Origin of the sequence: Pantoea sp. AG702 (assembly GCF_003182295.1) — a bacterium.
Lineage (GTDB): Bacteria > Pseudomonadota > Gammaproteobacteria > Enterobacterales > Enterobacteriaceae > Pantoea > Pantoea ananatis.
The window spans coordinates 106,257-124,230 of the sequence record NZ_QGTU01000005.1 but is presented as its reverse complement, the minus strand read 5'-3'; the positions used below and the strand labels follow the sequence as shown (position 1 = coordinate 124,230).

At 52.1% G+C, this 17,974-nt stretch carries 17 protein-coding genes; 12 read left to right on the top strand and 5 right to left on the bottom strand.

Annotation, left to right across the window (positions count from 1 at the left end; translation table 11 throughout):
* Window positions 1-398: 398 nt before the first annotated feature.
* Window positions 399-785 carry a VOC family protein gene (locus tag DFO57_RS15165; RefSeq protein ID WP_014604616.1) on the top strand — a complete coding sequence of 129 codons (387 nt, stop codon included), beginning with the start codon at window positions 399-401 and terminating at the stop codon, window positions 783-785.
* Window positions 786-820: 35 nt separating this feature from the next.
* On the opposite strand, the gene DFO57_RS15160 is transcribed toward DFO57_RS15165, so the two are convergent.
* A complete protein-coding gene (locus DFO57_RS15160; RefSeq protein WP_014333098.1) occupies window positions 821-1,132 on the bottom strand; it encodes a hypothetical protein in 312 nt (103 codons plus the stop codon).
* 59 nt (window positions 1,133-1,191) lie between these two features.
* On the opposite strand from DFO57_RS15160, the gene DFO57_RS15155 reads away from it, so the two are divergent.
* Window positions 1,192-1,593 (top strand): hypothetical protein, encoded by a 402-nt coding sequence (locus DFO57_RS15155; RefSeq protein WP_227008748.1) that lies wholly within the window; start codon window positions 1,192-1,194, stop codon window positions 1,591-1,593.
* 88 nt (window positions 1,594-1,681) lie between these two features.
* Here DFO57_RS15155 and DFO57_RS15150 read toward each other — a convergent pair whose 3' ends face one another.
* Window positions 1,682-2,488 carry a MipA/OmpV family protein gene (locus DFO57_RS15150; RefSeq protein WP_081091697.1) on the bottom strand — a complete coding sequence of 269 codons (807 nt, stop codon included), beginning with the start codon at window positions 2,486-2,488 and terminating at the stop codon, window positions 1,682-1,684.
* Between the two features lie 105 nt (window positions 2,489-2,593).
* On the opposite strand from DFO57_RS15150, the gene DFO57_RS15145 reads away from it, so the two are divergent.
* The 4 genes from DFO57_RS15145 (at window position 2,594) to DFO57_RS15130 (ending at window position 8,808) form a co-directional block, all read left to right on the top strand.
* Entirely contained in the window at window positions 2,594-3,286 is a 693-nt protein-coding gene (locus DFO57_RS15145) for a response regulator (RefSeq protein WP_064374350.1), read from the top strand.
* Complete coding sequence (locus tag DFO57_RS15140) at window positions 3,283-4,470, top strand: cell wall metabolism sensor histidine kinase WalK (RefSeq protein WP_064374351.1); 1,188 nt, start codon at window positions 3,283-3,285, stop codon at window positions 4,468-4,470. Before DFO57_RS15145 ends, DFO57_RS15140 begins: the two co-directional genes overlap by 4 nt.
* 133 nt (window positions 4,471-4,603) lie before the next feature.
* Window positions 4,604-5,734: an efflux RND transporter periplasmic adaptor subunit gene (locus tag DFO57_RS15135; RefSeq protein WP_014604610.1), complete on the top strand. Its 1,131-nt coding sequence runs from the start codon at window positions 4,604-4,606 to the stop codon at window positions 5,732-5,734.
* Window positions 5,731-8,808 carry an efflux RND transporter permease subunit gene (locus DFO57_RS15130; protein WP_110015487.1) on the top strand — a complete coding sequence of 1,026 codons (3,078 nt, stop codon included), beginning with the start codon at window positions 5,731-5,733 and terminating at the stop codon, window positions 8,806-8,808. Before DFO57_RS15135 ends, DFO57_RS15130 begins: the two co-directional genes overlap by 4 nt.
* A gap of 180 nt (window positions 8,809-8,988) precedes the next feature.
* Here DFO57_RS15130 and DFO57_RS15125 read toward each other — a convergent pair whose 3' ends face one another.
* The gene (locus DFO57_RS15125) at window positions 8,989-10,647 is read right to left on the bottom strand and encodes a methyl-accepting chemotaxis protein (RefSeq protein WP_014333091.1); all 1,659 of its coding nucleotides are present in this window, start codon (window positions 10,645-10,647) and stop codon (window positions 8,989-8,991) included.
* 332 nt (window positions 10,648-10,979) lie between these two features.
* Here DFO57_RS15125 and DFO57_RS15120 point away from each other — a divergent pair, with 332 nt between their 5' ends.
* Window positions 10,980-11,327: a gamma-glutamylcyclotransferase family protein gene (locus tag DFO57_RS15120; protein WP_014333089.1), complete on the top strand. Its 348-nt coding sequence runs from the start codon at window positions 10,980-10,982 to the stop codon at window positions 11,325-11,327.
* A gap of 20 nt (window positions 11,328-11,347) precedes the next feature.
* Here the strand turns inward: DFO57_RS15120 and DFO57_RS15115 are convergent, their stop codons facing one another.
* Window positions 11,348-12,253: a DMT family transporter gene (locus DFO57_RS15115; protein WP_013027824.1), complete on the bottom strand. Its 906-nt coding sequence runs from the start codon at window positions 12,251-12,253 to the stop codon at window positions 11,348-11,350.
* A 169-nt stretch (window positions 12,254-12,422) separates the two neighbouring features.
* Here DFO57_RS15115 and DFO57_RS15110 point away from each other — a divergent pair, with 169 nt between their 5' ends.
* From DFO57_RS15110 to DFO57_RS15100, 4 genes are all read left to right on the top strand, one after another.
* On the top strand, window positions 12,423-13,307 hold the full coding sequence (locus DFO57_RS15110) for a helix-turn-helix domain-containing protein (RefSeq protein WP_014604607.1): 885 nt from the start codon (window positions 12,423-12,425) through the stop codon (window positions 13,305-13,307).
* A 166-nt stretch (window positions 13,308-13,473) separates the two neighbouring features.
* Entirely contained in the window at window positions 13,474-13,773 is a 300-nt protein-coding gene (locus DFO57_RS15105) for a hypothetical protein (protein ID WP_110015486.1), read from the top strand.
* A 332-nt stretch (window positions 13,774-14,105) separates the two neighbouring features.
* Entirely contained in the window at window positions 14,106-14,192 is an 87-nt protein-coding gene (mgtU, locus tag DFO57_RS23090; RefSeq protein ID WP_353938854.1) for a magnesium transporter protection protein MgtU, read from the top strand.
* Window positions 14,193-14,391: 199 nt separating this feature from the next.
* Window positions 14,392-15,426, top strand: coding sequence for an alpha/beta hydrolase (locus tag DFO57_RS15100; protein WP_014604605.1), 1,035 nt, complete (start codon window positions 14,392-14,394; stop codon window positions 15,424-15,426).
* Window positions 15,427-15,467: 41 nt separating this feature from the next.
* On the opposite strand, the gene DFO57_RS15095 is transcribed toward DFO57_RS15100, so the two are convergent.
* Window positions 15,468-16,928 carry a mannitol dehydrogenase family protein gene (locus DFO57_RS15095; RefSeq protein ID WP_110015485.1) on the bottom strand — a complete coding sequence of 487 codons (1,461 nt, stop codon included), beginning with the start codon at window positions 16,926-16,928 and terminating at the stop codon, window positions 15,468-15,470.
* Between the two features lie 741 nt (window positions 16,929-17,669).
* Here DFO57_RS15095 and DFO57_RS15090 point away from each other — a divergent pair.
* Entirely contained in the window at window positions 17,670-17,864 is a 195-nt protein-coding gene (locus DFO57_RS15090; protein ID WP_013027819.1) for a hypothetical protein, read from the top strand.
* The last annotated feature ends 110 nt before the right edge of the window (window positions 17,865-17,974 follow it).

Sequence of the window (17,974 nt, the reverse complement as noted above, 5' to 3'; positions counted from 1 at the left end):
TGGCAAGAGAAATAAAACATTAGAAAAATATTTATTTCACACCGGTCTCAGATCATACGCCCGGAACCTTAACCAAACATTAAACACCTTGAGAAATTAACAAATTGACATGATATTTCTCACTTTTACCAGACTAATCACATTAAATAAACAGATATGTTTGACAGTTGCGTGAAGGTACTAAAAAGACAGTTTGGCGTTCAAAAAAGGCTGAGGACAAAATTGACAGAATCGCTACGATCGGGGAAAGTCACAGAGGTGAATCGCGTTATTTATTAGTCGTCTGGCCCGCTTTATTCGACAGAAAATTTCGCTTAACCACAATTTTATTGAAATTCAGGGTGTTACCCGTAACCATGCGTCCCAATGAAACCTCAGCCACTCAATACTGGAACCCGATGGTGCCTGAACTTGCCGTGACGGATTTTGCGGCATCCTGGGCTTTTTACGTGGAGGCGATCGGTTTTAAGGTGAGAATCAGGCGCGAGAATCCTGACTTTGCCTATCTCTGTTATGGTCAAGTACAGCTAATGATTGAACAGGTACACGAAGGCGGTTGGCTCACCGCTGAAATGGCCTATCCTCTGGGACGAGGAATAAACTTACAGATTGACGTTCCGGACATCGAGACGCTCTACAGTCGTCTGCTCAGATTGAGTACGCCCCTCTTTCGGCCGCTACGCGAAAATTGTTACGACACGGGGGAACGCGTCGAATGTCAAAAAGAGTTCCTGGTTCAGGACCCCGACGGCTATCTTCTCCGCTTTTGTCAGCCTGTCGGCTGATTTCATCAACCGGCAGGCGCACCGATATTGAGCATTTACAGCGGCACGATTTCGCTCACCTGATGCTGGAAAACATAGGGGTCAGAGACTAAGGCAAAGGCCTTATCATCCGGCCAGGTCACGGCGACGTGGTAATTTTCACCCGCAAACTTTTTCACTGCAGTTAAATCCTCCCAGTACGTCGCCAGAAAAAAATGCTGCCACTCTCCCTGCGTTTCCTGATGCACGAAAGCGGCTTTATTCCCTGGCGTCGCCAGGGCGTGCTCAACACCCGTCTTTTGTAGATGGCGGGCAAACCCTTCGGCATGTTCTCGCGGAACGCATCCGTGCCATGTCCTGACAATCATTTTTTCTCCTTAAGACCAGTCTGCATTAGAGGGTAATACCTTGATTTTACACATCACTCTTGAAAAATACGGAAAAATTTTGCCTCGCACTGGCACAAATCCTAATTTGTTCTACATTTACTGGCCCGACCAGGGATAACGACATTAATCACAGCAATAACTTAACGGTAACAAACATGGAATTGAGCAAATTTGAGGTCAGAACTGGCCTGTGGCCACACATGCATTTCACCGACATCGAATACGATCAGCGCGGCAGCAGCTACGAAATTTATGCCACTGATGTGACGCATCAGACCAAGAGTAAGCTGTTTATTTGCCGGACGGTTGATGAACAACAGGCGAGACTGCTGGCTGAGCAGTTCAGGATTTGGCTGCCTAAGATCAACAGCAAAAAGCGCAAAGCAGCCGCAAAGAAATCGCCAACAGGCTATGACCGGATTGCATGCCATAAAGGCTAAGCGCTGACAGACCTGTTTTGGGGGTTGGCTTAACCCTCACAGGAACTCAGCGCCCGTAGCCGCCAGACAATCCTGTTGGTCTGGCCTGTCAGAATGAGTAGGTGATTGCCGCCGTCACGGAGGCCCCCCCGCGGCGGAAGACAATTGGACTGTCCGCCGCGTTTTTATCCAGCCAGTTGTAATCGCCGATTAAACTGGTTCCCCATCCTGAAGCAAACTGATGGCTCCATGTCACACTGGCATCCGTCCCATAGAAGCCGCCATGGGTGGTGTAATCGGCGTACCCGCTTCGGACATGCTGCTCCCTGCTTACCCCGTAAAACGTGTTGATATAGCGCGCATCCCCAAACAGTCCTGCTATCTGCAATGCTACAGTGTCACTTTTCGTCTGCCATGGAATGAGGGTGACCGATGTCTGATACTGAACACCCTGGCTGTCGCTTAGCGGAAGCGTCGCTTTTCCTTCCACGATAAACCAGGGCGTTACCGACCAGCCGAGAGCCAGGGCGGTATTGACAACCGGATCGATATTCCCCATGCCTTTCAGGCTGTCGTCCCCTGCTCGCCACGACGAATCACGGTCTGAGCGACCCAGACTCAATCCCAGTGTATGCTCCAGGTAAAGGCCGTTTTCAGCCTGTAAGTCGTAACCTATCCCTTTCTGAGAATCAAAAAATATCGGCCCCTCGCGCCACTGAATAACCGGAACGGCTTGCCAGTGATGCTGTTTCGCCCCGCTGTAACGTGGTGCATTGTTTGCCGCCAAACCCACTGTCAGGCTGTTTTCTGGCGCAGAACTGTCATCTGCCCTGGCATTCAGGGCACTTAGCGTCAGCATTAAACTGACCATGTGAAGCGCATGTTTTCCGGTTATTATCACTTTGCTTGATCTCATCAGGTGGTGTCATGAAGGCGACATTGTCGCGACCAGGCTGGAGTATAAAAACAGCGTGTCAACAAAAGCCCAGGAAACGATGGAGAAACGGTCAAGGTGGCCCAAATGAAAACAAAACGCGTATTGATTATTGAAGATGACGCTGATGCCGCCAGCGTACTGGAAGCCTATCTGAAACGTGATGGCTATGACGTGATGGTCGCCAGTAACGGCATGACGGGGCTGGAACAGGTCGGGCGTTGGCAACCTGACCTGATATTGCTGGACGTCATGCTGCCGGTGATGAATGGCACCGAAGTGCTGGCCGCGATCAGACGCAGCGGTGACACGCCCGTTATTATGGTAACCGCGATGGGAGACGCGCCAGACAGAATCGGCGCGTTGCGCTATGGCGCAGATGACTATGTCGTTAAACCCTACCATCCCGGCGAGGTGGTCGCGCGTGTTCAGGCCGTACTGCGCCGCGCGCGGCAAGCGAAAGTGGCGGATGATAAGCTCTGCTGGGCAGGGCTGGAGGTCGATCCTGACTCCCTGACCGCGGTGGTTAACAATGCACAAGGCACTCACCGACTCGATCTGACGCCAACGGAATTTTCCATTCTGGTGACCTTAATGCGCGCACCCACTCGCCCGTTCAGCCGACTGTTTTTGCTCGAGAACTGTCTGCCAGAGAGTGATGCGCTTGAACGCGTCGTTGATACGCACGTCTACAATCTCCGCCGCAAGCTTGAGGCCGCAGGGATGACGAATATTTTACCCGCAGTGCGCAGCGTGGGTTACAGGTTCAGACAACCATGAAGCCAGACAGCAACGATTCAATGTGGCGCTGGATCTGTATCCGCATACTGATTCTCGGCTTAGGCGGCGTGATTCTTATCGCCTTTTGCATGTGGCTGAGATTTGCCCTGCAAATACTCTGGGTTTACTACCGTATGCCCGCCGCACTCTGGGCAGAGTTTTCCCAACTGCGCCTGCATCCGGAGCAGGATCCGGCTCGCTTTCATCAGATCGTCGATCAATGGTGGGGCGTTGGCTTTTCCGACCCTTCTATTGCGTCTTCGGACTGGATTACCGTAGCCGTGCTGGTCGCTTTCATTATTCCCTTTTTTGTGGTGATGGGATTGCGCTTTGCCTTACCGCTGGCAAAACAATTCAGCCAGTTGGCGCACGCGGCGCGTGATGTCGCACGGGGAAAATTCAGCACCTCGGTCGGTCAGGTAAAAGGCGCGCCGCAGGAGTTAGTGCGGTTCACCGATGACTTTAACCTGATGACCCAGCAGCTGGCGCGCTATGAGCGTGAACTCAAAGCCTCACATGTTGCGATTGCTCATGAACTCCGCTCGCCCTTAACCGCGGCCATGGGGCGACTACAGGGCATTGTGGACGGCGTGTTTGAACCCGAACCTCGGCAGTTTTCCATGATTATGAAGCAGCTGACGCAACTGAGCCGGCTGACAGACGAGCTCCATCTGCTGTCGCTAGCCGATGCCGGTCAGCTGAGCCTGAATCTGTCCCGGTTTAATCTTGCTGACCTGATGCGGGAAAGGGCTTCCTGGCTGGCGCTACAGGCGGAGGCTGAGCAGGTGGAAATAGATGTTCAGTCACCAACATCGCTGCCTTATACGGGCGATGCTTTCCGCTTCGGTCAGGTGATCACGATTTTAATGGAGAATGCATTGCGCTATGCGGCCGAAGGCAAGCGAATTTCCATTGATGCGCACGCCTCAGACTCCGCCATCACCCTGCAGTTTCGTGATTATGGTCCGGGTGTCGATCCTCAGTTCTTAAGCATTATCTTTGACCGTTTCACCCGGGCAGACTCCTCCCGGGCCCGTCATTCTGGCGGGAGCGGTTTGGGATTGTCTATTGCGAAAGCCATCGTTGAGGCTCACGGCGGTGCTATCCGTGCCAGCCTGCCGCCTGAAGGAGGATTACACATCATGATTACGCTGCCCATAATAGAAAGCCTGCCAGCAGAGTAGGACCGGCAAAAGTGAAGCCTGCGCGCCCTGCGCCAGGCATTTTTGCTGACCTTGACCATTTCTTGATGATTCATAAAAGGATTCTGGACATAAGCCACGTTAAATGAGGCTGTCTCATTTAAGGAATCCGGCTATGACAGATTTTATTCCTTGTTTTGCTCGCCAGGCGCTGCGCCACCTCACCCTCTTCAACGCTGCTGTACCGCCACTGTTCGTGGTGGGCATCTTGATACTTGCAGGGTGTAGAGATGAAAAGCCTGCCCAGCGGGACACGCTACGTCCCGTCCGTACCCTGACGGTACCGCCCTTTTCCAGTGGCGGTCTTATGACGCAAACGGGTGAGATCCGGGCGCACGAAGAAATAGCGTTAGCGTTCAGACTGGAGGGTCGGGTAACCGCCCGAACGACCGATATGGGTCAGCACGTTACCGCAGGTCAGGTGCTTGCGACATTAGAGAGTAACGCTGCCCAAAATCAGCTCAGCAGCGCGACGGCCGATCTCAACAGTGCACGGGCATCGGAGCGCGTTGCCGCTCTCACGCTTCACCGTATGAAGCTGCTCATGCCGGGCGGTGCCATCTCCCGCGCGCAGTTAGATAGCGCGCAAGGTGACTGGCAGGTCGCCGTTTCCCGCCGTCAAAGCAGTGAGGCTGCGCTTAAAAATGCGCGCGATAATATGGCCTGGACACAGCTCACCGCACCGCGTGACGGCGTGATCACCTCGATAAACGTTCAGCCCGGGCAGGTGGTGAGTGCGGCGCAGACGGTCATGACGCTGGCAGCCGACGGCAAGCGCGATGCCGTGTTTGACCTCGCCGAACCTACACTCACAGAAAAGGCGACAACCACGCCGATCCGGATCGCGCTGTTATCCAATCCTGCGCTGAAGGCGGACGGGCAGTTTCGTGATATCAGCCCGCAGGCCGATTCACAAACCCGCACCTGGCGGCTTCGCGTGACGCTGACCAATCCGCCAGCCGATATGGCACTGGGTTCAACGGTACTGGGCACTTTTCCCGGAAAAGTGGACCAGGTCATTGCGCTGCCAGCCAGTGCACTCACGCGAGCCGGGGAGCGGCCTGCCGTCTTCGTCGTTAACAGCAAAACCCAGCAGATTCAGGTCAGGCCCATCCAACTGACGCGGTTTGATGCACAGCAGATCTATCTCAGCGCTGGCGTGCAGCCGGGCGAGCGCGTGGTCACCGCAGGCGTAAAAACATTGCTGCCAGGCGAGCGCGTCAGGCTTGAGGAGAACGACAAATGAAACCGGACAGCACTCTGCACGGCGTTAACCTGTCCGCCTGGGCGCTAGCGCACCAGCAGCTGGTGATCTTCTTTATGCTGTTAGTGATGACGACGGGTGTTCTCAGCTACATCGATCTGCCGCGTAATGAAGATCCCGCCTTTACGATTAAAACGGCGGTGGTGTCGGCACAGTGGCCTGGCGCCACGGTCGAAGACACCATGCAGTTGGTCACCGATACGTTGGAAAAAAAGCTTCAGGAAACGCCTTCGCTGGATTTTATTGAAAGTGAAACGCGGGCTGGCAAGACGGTGATATTTGTTAATCTGCGCGATGATACGCCCCCGGCACAGGTTCCAACCATCTGGTACCAGATCCGGAAAAAAATGCAGGATATCGCCCCAAGCCTGCCGCAAGGCGTTCAGGGCCCAGGCGTCAATGATGAGTTTGGTGATACGTTTGGCACCATTTATGGTTTTACCGCCGATGGCTTCAGCCCACGCGAACTGCGCGATAAGGTCGATAATATTCGTCGTGACCTGATGGATGTGCCTGATACGGGCAAAATTACCCTGTTGGGTGAACAGGAGGAGCAGATTGTTATCGCCTTCTCACCCAGGAAGCTGGATGGTATGGGCCTTACGCTTCAGCAAGTCAGCGATGCATTAACGGCGCAGAATGCCGTGGCGCCCGCGGGGGAAATACGCACCGATAAAGAGAATATTGCGCTTCGTGTCAGCGGTGCGCTGACGACGGTGGCAAACCTGGAGGCGGTTACACTGCGCATTGGTCAGCGCTTTATCCCGCTGTCGGATATTGCGACGATCTCGCTTCAGCCCTCACAGCCACCCTCTTCCACCTTTCGTGTCAATGGTGAGCCCGCCATTGGGCTGGCGGTTTCCATGGCCCCTTCTGGCAACATGCTCAGATTTGGCCAGGCACTCAATCAGCGGATGGCAATTATCGCCAGCCAGTTACCGCATGGTATCAATATGATAAAAGTCGCCGATCAATCCACCGTCGTCAAAACGGCGGTTAGCGGATTTGTTCAGGTGCTGGCGGAAGCCGTCATCATTGTCCTGGCGATATCCTTTTTTTCACTGGGTTTTCGGGCAGGGCTGGTGGTCGCGGCGGCGATCCCGTTGGTGCTGGCCATGACGTTTGTCGGAATGACGTTTGCAGGGATAGGTTTGCAACGTATTTCACTGGGCGCCTTAATTATTGCACTCGGGCTGCTGGTTGATGATGCGATGATCACGGTGGAAACCATGGTGTCACGCATTGAAGCAGGCGACAGCAAATGGCAGGCGGCAACATTTGCGTTTAAAACCACGGCCTTCCCTATGCTGACGGGCACGCTGGTGATGATAGCCGGTTTTATCCCGGTGGGCTTTGCCGCCTCCAGCGCGGGCGAATATTGTTACTCGCTTTTTGCGGTTGTCTTGATTTCTCTGCTCTGCTCCTGGGTGGTGGCTATTCTGTTTTCACCCGTGACAGGCACCTGGCTGCTGACAGATAGCGCCCACGCAACGCACAAACAGCCGGGGCTGATGGGCCGATTTTATCGCCGCCTGCTCGATCAAACGCTTAGGTATCGCTGGACGACGGTCACTCTCGCCCTCCTGCTGCTGGGCATGGGGATCTTCGGCACAACGCTGATGCAGGGGGAATTTTTCCCCGCTTCAGACCGCCCTGAGCTGTTAGTGAACCTGACATTGCCCGCGAATGCCTCTCAAACCGAAACCACCCGGCGAACCGGACAACTGGAAAACCTGATACGCAGCGATAACGACATCGATCATTTCTCCAGTTATGTCGGCTCTGGCGCGGTACGTTTCTATTTGCCGATGGAGGTCTTGCTGGACAATGAAAATACTGCCCAGCTGGTGGTGGTTGCGAAGAGCCTTGACGCTCGTGAAAGAGTACGCAACAAGCTGGATCACATCCTGGCACGTGACTTTAGTGATATCACCTCGCGCGTTTCGCCCCTTGAACTGGGGCCACCGATTGGCTGGCCGCTAAAGTACCGCGTTACAGGCCCCGACTACAGGCAGGTTCGTGAAATTGCGGAAAAACTGGCCTTACAGCTGTCACGATCGCCAAATACGCGTGAGGTGAATATGACAGCAGGTGAACCCGAGCGGGTTATCAGACTTGATGTCAATCAGACGGCAGCGCGTGCGGTTGGTGTCTCTTCTGAAAGCATTGCCTCCATGCTGAATACTGTGACGTCAGGCAGTACGGTAACCACGATCCGTGATCGTAACCGACTGATTGATGTGGTGCTCAGGGGAAACGATGAGGAACGGCAAAATACCGATATCCTCAACGGTCTGATGCTGGATACCGCCTCTGGACAGAAAATCCCACTGGGTCAGGTTGCGACATTGAAATGGCAGCTTGAGGATCCGGTTATCTGGCGACGTCAGCGCCAGCCTTACATTACGGTGCAAACCGATATTGCCCCTACGGCGCGTGCTGAAAACGTTTCAGATCAGCTGAAGCCCGAACTGGATACATTCCGCGCGTCCTTGCCTGCCGGCTATCATATTGAAGAAGGCGGTACCGTCGCCGAATCGGATAAAGGTAACCGATCGGTGTTTGCGGTGTTGCCGGTCACGCTGAGTGTGATGCTTATCCTGTTGATGCTGCAGTTGAAACGCTTCTCAAGAATGTTGCTGGCGCTGCTGATGGCCCCTTTCGGCTTACCCGGCATCGTTATCGCCATGTTGCCGAGTGGAACGCCAATGGGATTTGTTGCGCTGTTAGGGATTATCGCGCTGGCAGGCATGATCATCCGTAACGCGGTGATCATGATCAGTGAGGTGGACAGTAATACTCAGGCAGGCATGATGCACAACGAGGCGATTTATCACGCGGCTATTCATCGCGCCCGACCAATATTACTGACGGCTTGTGCGGCGATATTCGGCATGTTGCCCATCTCCCGGCAGGTGTTCTGGGGGCCAATGGCGTACGCCATTATCGGCGGTCTGGTCACCGGAACGCTGGTCACGTTAACGCTGTTACCGGCCTCGCTCAGCCTGGTCATGCAAAGAGAAGGACGCCGTCAGAATCAGGTGCAAGATCAGTGAGTGATAACCGGCAGTAACAGGGGGCCTGATCAGGCCTGCCTGTTACCCAGGACAACAAGCGACACGCTCACCCGCTTTACTGGCAGAAAAGACGTGCATCGGGCAATAAAAAAGCGCTGTCGTACACAGCGCTTTTTGTCGCCAGCAGGCACCGGCGGGCTTAGATCCCTAAAGAAGGCATCAGAAACTTTCCCAGTTAACCTTATCGACGTTGACTGCTTTCAAATCCGGCCTTTTCAATGCGGGTACTGACGGGCTCACCGGCACACTGGCTGGTGAAGCAACCTGGGTGACACTGTCATTAACCTTAAAGGTTGAAACCAGTCTCGACAGCGTTTCTGCCTGCTCCTGCAGAGATTTAGACGCCGAAGACGCTTCTTCAACCAGTGAGGCGTTTTGCTGCGTCACTTCATCCATTTGCCCGATGGCCAGATGAACCTGCTCAATGCCTTTACTCTGCTCGGCCGTAGCGGCCGCAATTTCATTGACTAAATCAGCGACCTGTTGAATAGCATTGCTGACGTTGTCTGAATTGCTGCCCACGCTTGTTGCCTGCTCAAGGCCCTGCTCAACTTGTGAAACTGACACGTTGATAAGATCTTTAATCTCCCGGGCTGCGGACGAAGAGCGCTGTGCCAGATTACGGACCTCAGAGGCGACGACCGCGAACCCCCTACCGTGTTCACCGGCACGTGCCGCTTCTACCGCGGCATTAAGCGCCAGGATATTGGTCTGGAAAGCAATCCCCTCAATAAGCCCGGTGATTTCAGAAATTTTGGCAGAACTGCCGCGAATGTCGCCCATCGTCGTCAACATTTGACTGACTGCGGAGCCGTTTTGTTTGGACAGCGTATTGGCATTATTTGCCAGATTGCTGGCCTGTACCGCACCTTCCGCATTCTGACGCACGGTATCGCTCAGCGTCGCCATACTGACTGACGTTTCTTCCAGTGAAGCCGCCTGTTGTTCCGTACGCGATGACAGGTCTTCATTGCCCGCTGCGATTTGCGTCGCGCCCGTACTGACAGATTGCGCTGAATGGTTCACAGACATCAGAGTGGTGGATACACGTTTCAACAAATCATTAAACGCTGATGCGGTCTGGCCTATTTCATCGTTTCTGAGGACAGGCGCTGAACAGGTTAAATCAAGGTTATTACTGACGGTCGACATCGTATCTTTAATGCTGGTCAGGCTTCTTTTAATTCCCAGAATAATACTGACAGAGAACAGGCCGAGTAACACAATAACCAGCACGGATGCACTTGTCATCATCCAAAACGTCTGTGAATAAATACGGTTATTCTCTGCTCTTAATCCATCACCAATTTTAATATTCAAATCGATTTGTTTGGTGAAGTCAGACTCCATTTTGCGGGCAGCGGCGCCAATGCCGTTTTCGCCCTGAAGCTGTTCTAGCGACAGGGCATTATCGTGACTGCGCGAAGCTGCAAGAAATGCCGGAAGCGTGCTACGAACCGCGTCAAGGTTACGTTGCGCCTGTACCGTCATCGCTTTATCTTCATCACTGGAAATATCATTCGCCATATAGTAGTCATTCAGCGATTTAATATTATCAAGAATGCCATTGATTTTATCTTCAGCTGCGGACTGTTTCGCGCTGTCGGCCATCGACTGATGACGATACAATGCCAGCCCGAGCTGGTTAGTTGCACTGATTGACTTGTTCAGATCTTTAATGCTGGGTATCGCATTCACCTGAACATATTCAAAGCGCGACTGGAAACCGGATATCACGGATAATGAAACAGCAACGAGCGCACAAAGTGATAACGCCAGCAATGAAAATGCCAGCACCAAACGCTGGGTAATAGTCATAAAAGCCCCTGAGTGTGAAATTGAAAAAAGGTTATCGCAATGCATTCTTATCGGCACAGTACAAACCAGCTTTACCTGTTAATCAGAGATATATTTAATTTCTAAAACTTGATAAATAGAAAATAAAGACTAAGTCACTCAACCGCTGACGGGAATAAAAAATAATGACTTGCCTCAGCCTTTAGCGATTAAACCCTGTTCTATTTGCGCGTTGCCTTGCATAAGGTTGTTGTTTATCAGCCTGATATACAGACTCGTGACCTGATCGCCCCTGCCTGATGACAACGACATTCCAGACAGGTAAGGTGGCATTTTTTGTGACAGAGACGAATATGGAAAGGTTGTTTGTTTATGGCACCCTGTGTCCGGGCCGCAGTAACGCCTCTCTTCTGGAGAACATCGGTGGCGCCTGGCAGGCCGGAGTTGTCCGGGGCGTTTTTTTTACTGAAGGGCGCGGCGCGGCTGCAGGCTTCCCCGGTATTGTTGTGGACGATCGCGGGCCACAAGTGCAGGGCTTTCTTTTTTCCTCGGACAATCTGTACCTACACTGGCCGATGCTGGATGAATTTGAGGAGGGTTATGACCGGATCAGCGTTAAGGTGGCCCTGGAAAACGGTGACAGTGTCACCGCATGGATATATCAACTTCAGCCGCAGAGCATTCCGCAAGCCAGTGAATAACGCCTTATCTGATCACTGCTTTATAGCGTGCCCGGCATGGGTTTCGGTTTTGGCCAGCGCAAGGGACGTCCGAACATCACCAGGTTACCGCCCAGGATCATCAGCAATCCCACCACGCTGTGGCTTTGCCAGTGATAGCCTTCATAAACCGTCGATAAGGTGAGGGCAACCAACGGAAACATCAGTGTTGTGTATGCGGCTTTAGCGGCGCCCGTACGTCTGACCAGGGTGAAATACGCCCAAAACGCAATGACCGAACCGAATATGGACAAATAAAGCAAGGCACTGAGGTAGCTCAGTGTCCAGAGCGGTGAGAAACTCACGCCACGAAGCAGAGCGATAATGCCCATGACCATTGCGCCGTATAACATAGCCCAGGCGTTAGTGGTCATGGTTTCCAGCTGTCTGCGCTGATGCCGCAGGCTGATCATGTTGCCCAGAGAAAAGCCAAACGTGCCCAACGCCGACAGGCCGATGCCTCGCCACAGTCCACCGCTTGCGCCGCTGATGTGCAGATCGTCCCAAAACAACAGGATCATGCCCGTTAATCCCAGCGTGACCGCAAACCAGAAACGCGGCTGGGGGCGCTGCCCAAAAAACAGATAACTGTTTACTGCGTTATACAGCACCGCCATGGAAAAAATCACGGACTCTAAACCGGTATTGATATAACCGGCGGCGGTGTAAAAGCACCAAAAATTAAAGCAAAATACACAGCAGCCCTGCAAAGCGCAAAACAGATGATCGCGCGGCGATAATCTGCGCAGGCGCCCCATTATCTGCAGGAGCGTCAGCAATAAAATACTGGCTATGGCGAAGCGCCAGAAAACGGACACCGTGACATCAACGGGCCCTTGTTGCAAAAAGATGGCAATCCAGGTTGTACCCCAGATAACCACGACCACAGCATAGAGTAATGCGTTCATGCTTTTTCCTTTAAACGAAGCAGAACACAGTGTCCCAACTGATGAGGACGCACGCTTCTATGAACCTGCGTCTGATTTGCAAAATCTTGCGCATTTTAACGATACAGATCTGGCTACCTGCCGGCTCTCGCCCTAGACTGAGCCTCTGATGAACGGGCGGAAAAGAGTTATGTCTCGCGTTTACGACACGTTTGAAATACTGCGTCAAAATAAAGCTGTGTTGCGCGAATCGGTCATGCTTAACTCCGGCATCCGGCTGGCAGCGTGGCACAACAAGCAAGACAGGATTACCGTAAACAGTAACCATCACACGCTAAGCCTGTATGTTGCCGATGGCTATGAGAGTTACCATAAAACCGCTTCCGGCTGGCGAAACGGCGGTGGGCCAGATAAATTCTGCCTGATGCCGCAGCAGAGCGAATCCACATGGGACGTACGTAATAACCTCTCTTTTGTACATCTCTATTGCACAGATGAGCATTTACGCGATGTGGGCGAGAAAATATGGGATCGCAGCCCGCTGTCGATTGCCCTGGATGAGAAAATATTTTGCAGTGATGCCAGTATCACCACGTTGTATCGCCAGTTCTTACTCAGCTGTGACTGGCAGCAGCCCGCAAATCACCTCATGTTGAGCACTGCCAGCACCCTGTTATTAACTCATCTGATCCAGCACTATTCCAGCGTTCAGTGGCGGCCTCCGACGGTAACGGGTGGACTGGCCCCCTTTGTATTACGCAATACGCTGGCTTTTATTGATGCGCACCTGGCATTGCCCCTCACGCTTGATGCACTGGCCACTCAGGCAAACCTGAGTGAGTACCATTTTGCCAGGATGTTTCGCCAGTCGCTCGGTATTGCGCCGCATCAGTACGTCATGCAGCGCCGCATGGAAAAAGCACAGCAGATGGTGCAGTCAACCTCGCTGCCGTTGACGCAAATCGCACTGGATACTGGCTTTAGTTCGCTAAGTCATTTCAGCCACCGCTTCAAACAGGTGACAGGCTTGACCCCTTCGCAACTGCGAATGGCGAATGGCGTGAAAGCGCCCTGAATCAGAGGCACTGGTAAGGGCTGATAACCGTGACCGGAAATCAGCAACGATAATTTCATGTCTGAGTAACTTAAACCTATCCTCACTCACCCACAGGTATTGGCTTTACTCACGTTGCATCCTGATTATACTAGGCACGCATTCATTCAGGCTTCATGGTATCGGCGTGATTGAAGGTTCGGATGGCTGTTTCGCAAAGCTGACCATGATTACCCGCATGACAATCGCCATTCTGGTCAGCCAGCAGTTAACGAATGAGGACTGTGGTCATGTTACTGTTCAAAAACGCGCTATTCCCTCCTCCCGCAAAGCGAGTGCAATCGCTGTAAGCCTTATTGACGCGATGTCTTGCTGTCGCCGCAGTTATTCCTACACGAGCAGCGTAACAGCAGGCTGGATCATCCCTTTTTTGTCGCCATGCATGCGGATAGCCGCACAGGAACATGACGCCAAAATCAGCCGATAAAGAGGCTTACCGTCTATCGTTAAACCGTCAGACTTATCACCTGATGCAACATTGATATCGAGCGGCGTAATAAAGAGGTGCCTGCCGCCGAAACATCAGCGCACTCGGGCCGGGATAACGGCATAGGTTTCTGACAGGCAGAAGCCGGACGCTGTCTCACCAGGTGACGTTAATGTTCACATCAACGGATGCGATTAACCGTCATCATAATGACAAGGAAGCACATCATGAAGTTTTCATCTGAAAGCGCAATTTCGTTCATTTTTCTTTTAACCGGCCTGATCCTGACAGGATTGGGTATCTGGCAAATACTCACGCCGTGAGGTGACGCTATGCGTAAATTCACGCTTGATCGGATTTTTATTCAGGTGGTAGCTATCGCAGTCGTTTTTATCCTGCTTACCATCGTCATTCGCTAATCTCATCGGGCCAGACCGCCACAAGGTTTGGCTCGCGCCTCATCACTCCGCAATCTTTCCCCCAAAATCCGGCTTTCATAATCTCGCTCAACTTCTCTTTGCCGTTTATGCATTACCGTCTGATTGCTGAAAATGACAGCCTCAATGCAGGTTTTTTTGTTCAATTGAGAGCATTTCTCTCAACGTCTGGGGAAAAATTATGAATCTATGCCACAATTTTTTAATTGGTGGGTTAGCAGTAATGATGACAATGGGGAGCGCGATGGCGACAGAGCATAACGATCTGACGGGTTATCGTGAGGGTGCAAAGGTTATTCAGGTCAAACCAACACGCAATCAGATAGATGCCATAAGTGGCATCGTTTATTCACAAATCACGACGGCAAGAGAGACCAGGCCGCTCCATATGTCGCTGTTAGTGCCCCGCACCGACGCGCCTAAACCCGCCATCATTTATTTTCCCGGTGGCGGTTTTACCAGTGCCAATCACGATAAGTACATCCAGATGCGTATGGCGCTGGCAGAGGCTGGCTTTGTTGTGGCCGCTGCGGAATATCGCGTTGTACCGAATACCTTCCCGGCTCCGGTAAATGATGGTAAAGCGGCAGTGCGCTATTTGCGACAACATGCCGAGACATACGGCATTGATCCCGCGCGCATTGGTGTACTCGGCGATTCGGCTGGGGGATGGCTTGTGCAAATGCTCGGCACCACACAGGGGGAAACGGCGTTTGATCGCGGTGATTTCACCGATAAATCCTCTGATGTGCAGGCAGTGGCAACGCTATATGGCATATCCGACCTCCTTAACATTGGCGAAAGTTATGCCGATGAAATTCAAAAAGTTCATCAGTCACCTGCGGTAACCGAGGCATTGCTGGTGCACGGTCCAGCCTTTCGTGAGTTTGCTGGCGCAAGCATCATGGACGACACGGCAAAAGCACGGCATGCCAGCCCTATGGGACATTTACGAAACAGCAAGCCGCCTTTCCTGATTATGCACGGTGATAAAGATTCTCTGGTATCGCCCCATCAAAGTGCGCAGCTGTTTGATGCCCTCAGGAAAGCCGGTGAGAAAGTGGACTACGTTGTGGTGAAAGGGGCAGAGCATGCCGACCTCACCTGGTACCAGCCGGAGGTTATCCAGGAAGTCGTAAGCTGGTTTACGCGCGAACTCAAACCAGATACGGGCGTCGTTGCCGACCAGTCTGGCCGTCCAAACGATAACCTGTAATCGCCAGGCAAGCCACTGCCCGTGGCTTGCCTCACTGAAGATTAATGCGCAACGGCAGCGGCTACCGCGCCTTTCGCCCCTTTATCAAGCAGAAGCTGATAGGCACGGGTTACCTGCTCCACAAAGCACGCATTATTTGCCAGCGCCTCACCAAAAATGGCATCGACACCTAATAATGCTTTCACCCTCGCCTCGCCATCAGCACTGGATCCCACAGCAGCGTTCAAAGTGGGTAATAACGGGTCGATCACTTCAATCGGATTTCCCTGCTCGTCTACGCCTGAGACATAGCGCATCCAACCGGCAATGCCCAGGGCGAGCAGGTCAAAATCACTTTCGTATCTGAGATGCCAACGAACCGAGTCCAGCCAGCGCTGAGGAAGTTTCTGGCTGCCATCCATGGCTATCTGCCAGGCACGGTGCTTTAACGCATGGTTTTCAAAGCGCGCGATCAGCAGGTCAGCATAACGCGTCAGATCCACGCCCTTAACTTGCAATGTCGGTGCCTGCTCCTGCAGCATCAACGTTCGTGCTGCCCGACTGAAATCGGGATCCTCCATGCAGTCACAAATATGTTCATAGCCCGCCAGATAACCAAGATAGGCCAGAAATGAGTGACTGCCGTTTAACATGCGCAACTTCATTTCTTCGTACGGGACAACATCGTTAACGAGTTCTGCGCCGGCCTTTTCCCACTCAGGACGTCCGGCTACGAAGTTATCCTCTATCACCCATTGCCTGAAGGGTTCACAGGCCACCGCCAGAGCATCCTGCACTCCTGTCACCTGTGCAATTTTATTCAGGCTTTCCTGGGTAACGGCGGGTACGATACGATCCACCATGGTAGAAGGAAAAGTGACGTGCTGTTCGATCCAGCTTGCCAGTTCGCGATCGCATTGCCGCGCATAGGCGCAAACGACCCCGGCAATCACCCTGCCATTTTCAGGAATGTTATCGCAGGACATGACGCTGAAGGCGGCTAACCCCGCCGCTCTGCGGCGGGCCAGCGCTTCAACGATGATGCCTGGGGCGGAATGGGGCTGATGGGGCTGTGCTAAGTCAGCTACGATGAGGGGATGGTCACGCATCAGTTCGCCTGTCGCGGGCGCGTGGCAGTAGCCCTTTTCGGTAATCGTTAACGACACAATGGCAACCTGCGGCTGGCATAGCGCCTCCAGCACGGCTTCAGTGCCATCAACCTGCGCATGAAGCGCCTGCCTGACGACGCCAACCACCCTGCCTGACCACGCACTGGCGGACATTTCTGCCACGGTATAGAGAAAATCCTGACGCTTGAGATCGGCAATCTGTTGCTCACCGCCGATAAGATTGACTTCAATATAACCCCAGTCGCTGCTGTGTTCAGCAGCAAGAACGTCTGCATAGACAGCCTGATGGGCACGGTGAAACGCACCAAATCCGAGATGAACGATTCTCGGAACCAGATTATGGCGATCCCACTGTGGAACGGTGGCGTTAGCACTGAGTAATTTATTTGGCATTGTAATCTCACTGTTAATTAAAGTTATTATTTGGTTATTTCCGGCATGATTCGCTGTGTCCTTGCGTGACATAACAGCATTGATGAAAAAAAGGGTAATTAAAATTAAATGACCGCCGCGACAAAATGATCAATTAGTGGATTGCAGATTGTGCGTTGAACAATTTTTTTGTCAAAACCAAGATTACCGCTATGAAAATATGCAAGTCCACTACCATACCAGAAGCAACACCTGAATTGTGACATGTGCTGGGATGAGATAGCGAAATAAATAACACGCATTTAAGGAATACACCTCACAAGCCTGTTTCCATGAGGTTAAATTGGTGGTTTATATGTTATTAATATTTTAAGACATAAGTAATCAGAGACAGCACCGTCTCTGGCGAAAAATGCTTATATCCGGAAAAAAGCGTAATGCCTGACAGGGCGTCATGTAAAATAAATTCAAATTTATTCAAAACTTGTGATGCAGGAAAATGAACCCTTCATAACTAGCTCCATTATGACAACACTGTTTCATCGTCGGTCCGATCAAGTTTGAGTTAGTTATTTCTTACGCGATTCGCGATGGCTTTCATTGTGACAATTTAATGACATAGATGTACATCAAGTATTTATAATTTAATGCTTACCATGAGGGAAACAGAGCATCAGGTAGCACTGATTCCTCATTTTTCCGGCGGATTACCACGCATAATTCCAGCTGTGTTCATGACATCCATGAACCAAGGAGGAAATTATGTGGAAATTGAACTCTGTGATTGATATGCAAGGAACAAATCCTTACCTCATTCTTGTCAATAACCTTGGTGATACCCGACTGTTACCCTGTAAGAATATTAATCCTGCCTTCTTGAGAACCCTGAATTTTTCTGATCTTGAAACCAGTCTGTTAACTGAACGAGTAAAAATCAATAATAAATCAGCAAAATAAATACCACTGTCCCGATCTCTCCTGGCCCTCTGACTGGTTTTAATGAGGGCCGCTCTTGTTAAAACCCCAATTCACATTGCTCAGACCTCATCTCAGGATGTTGCCATGAA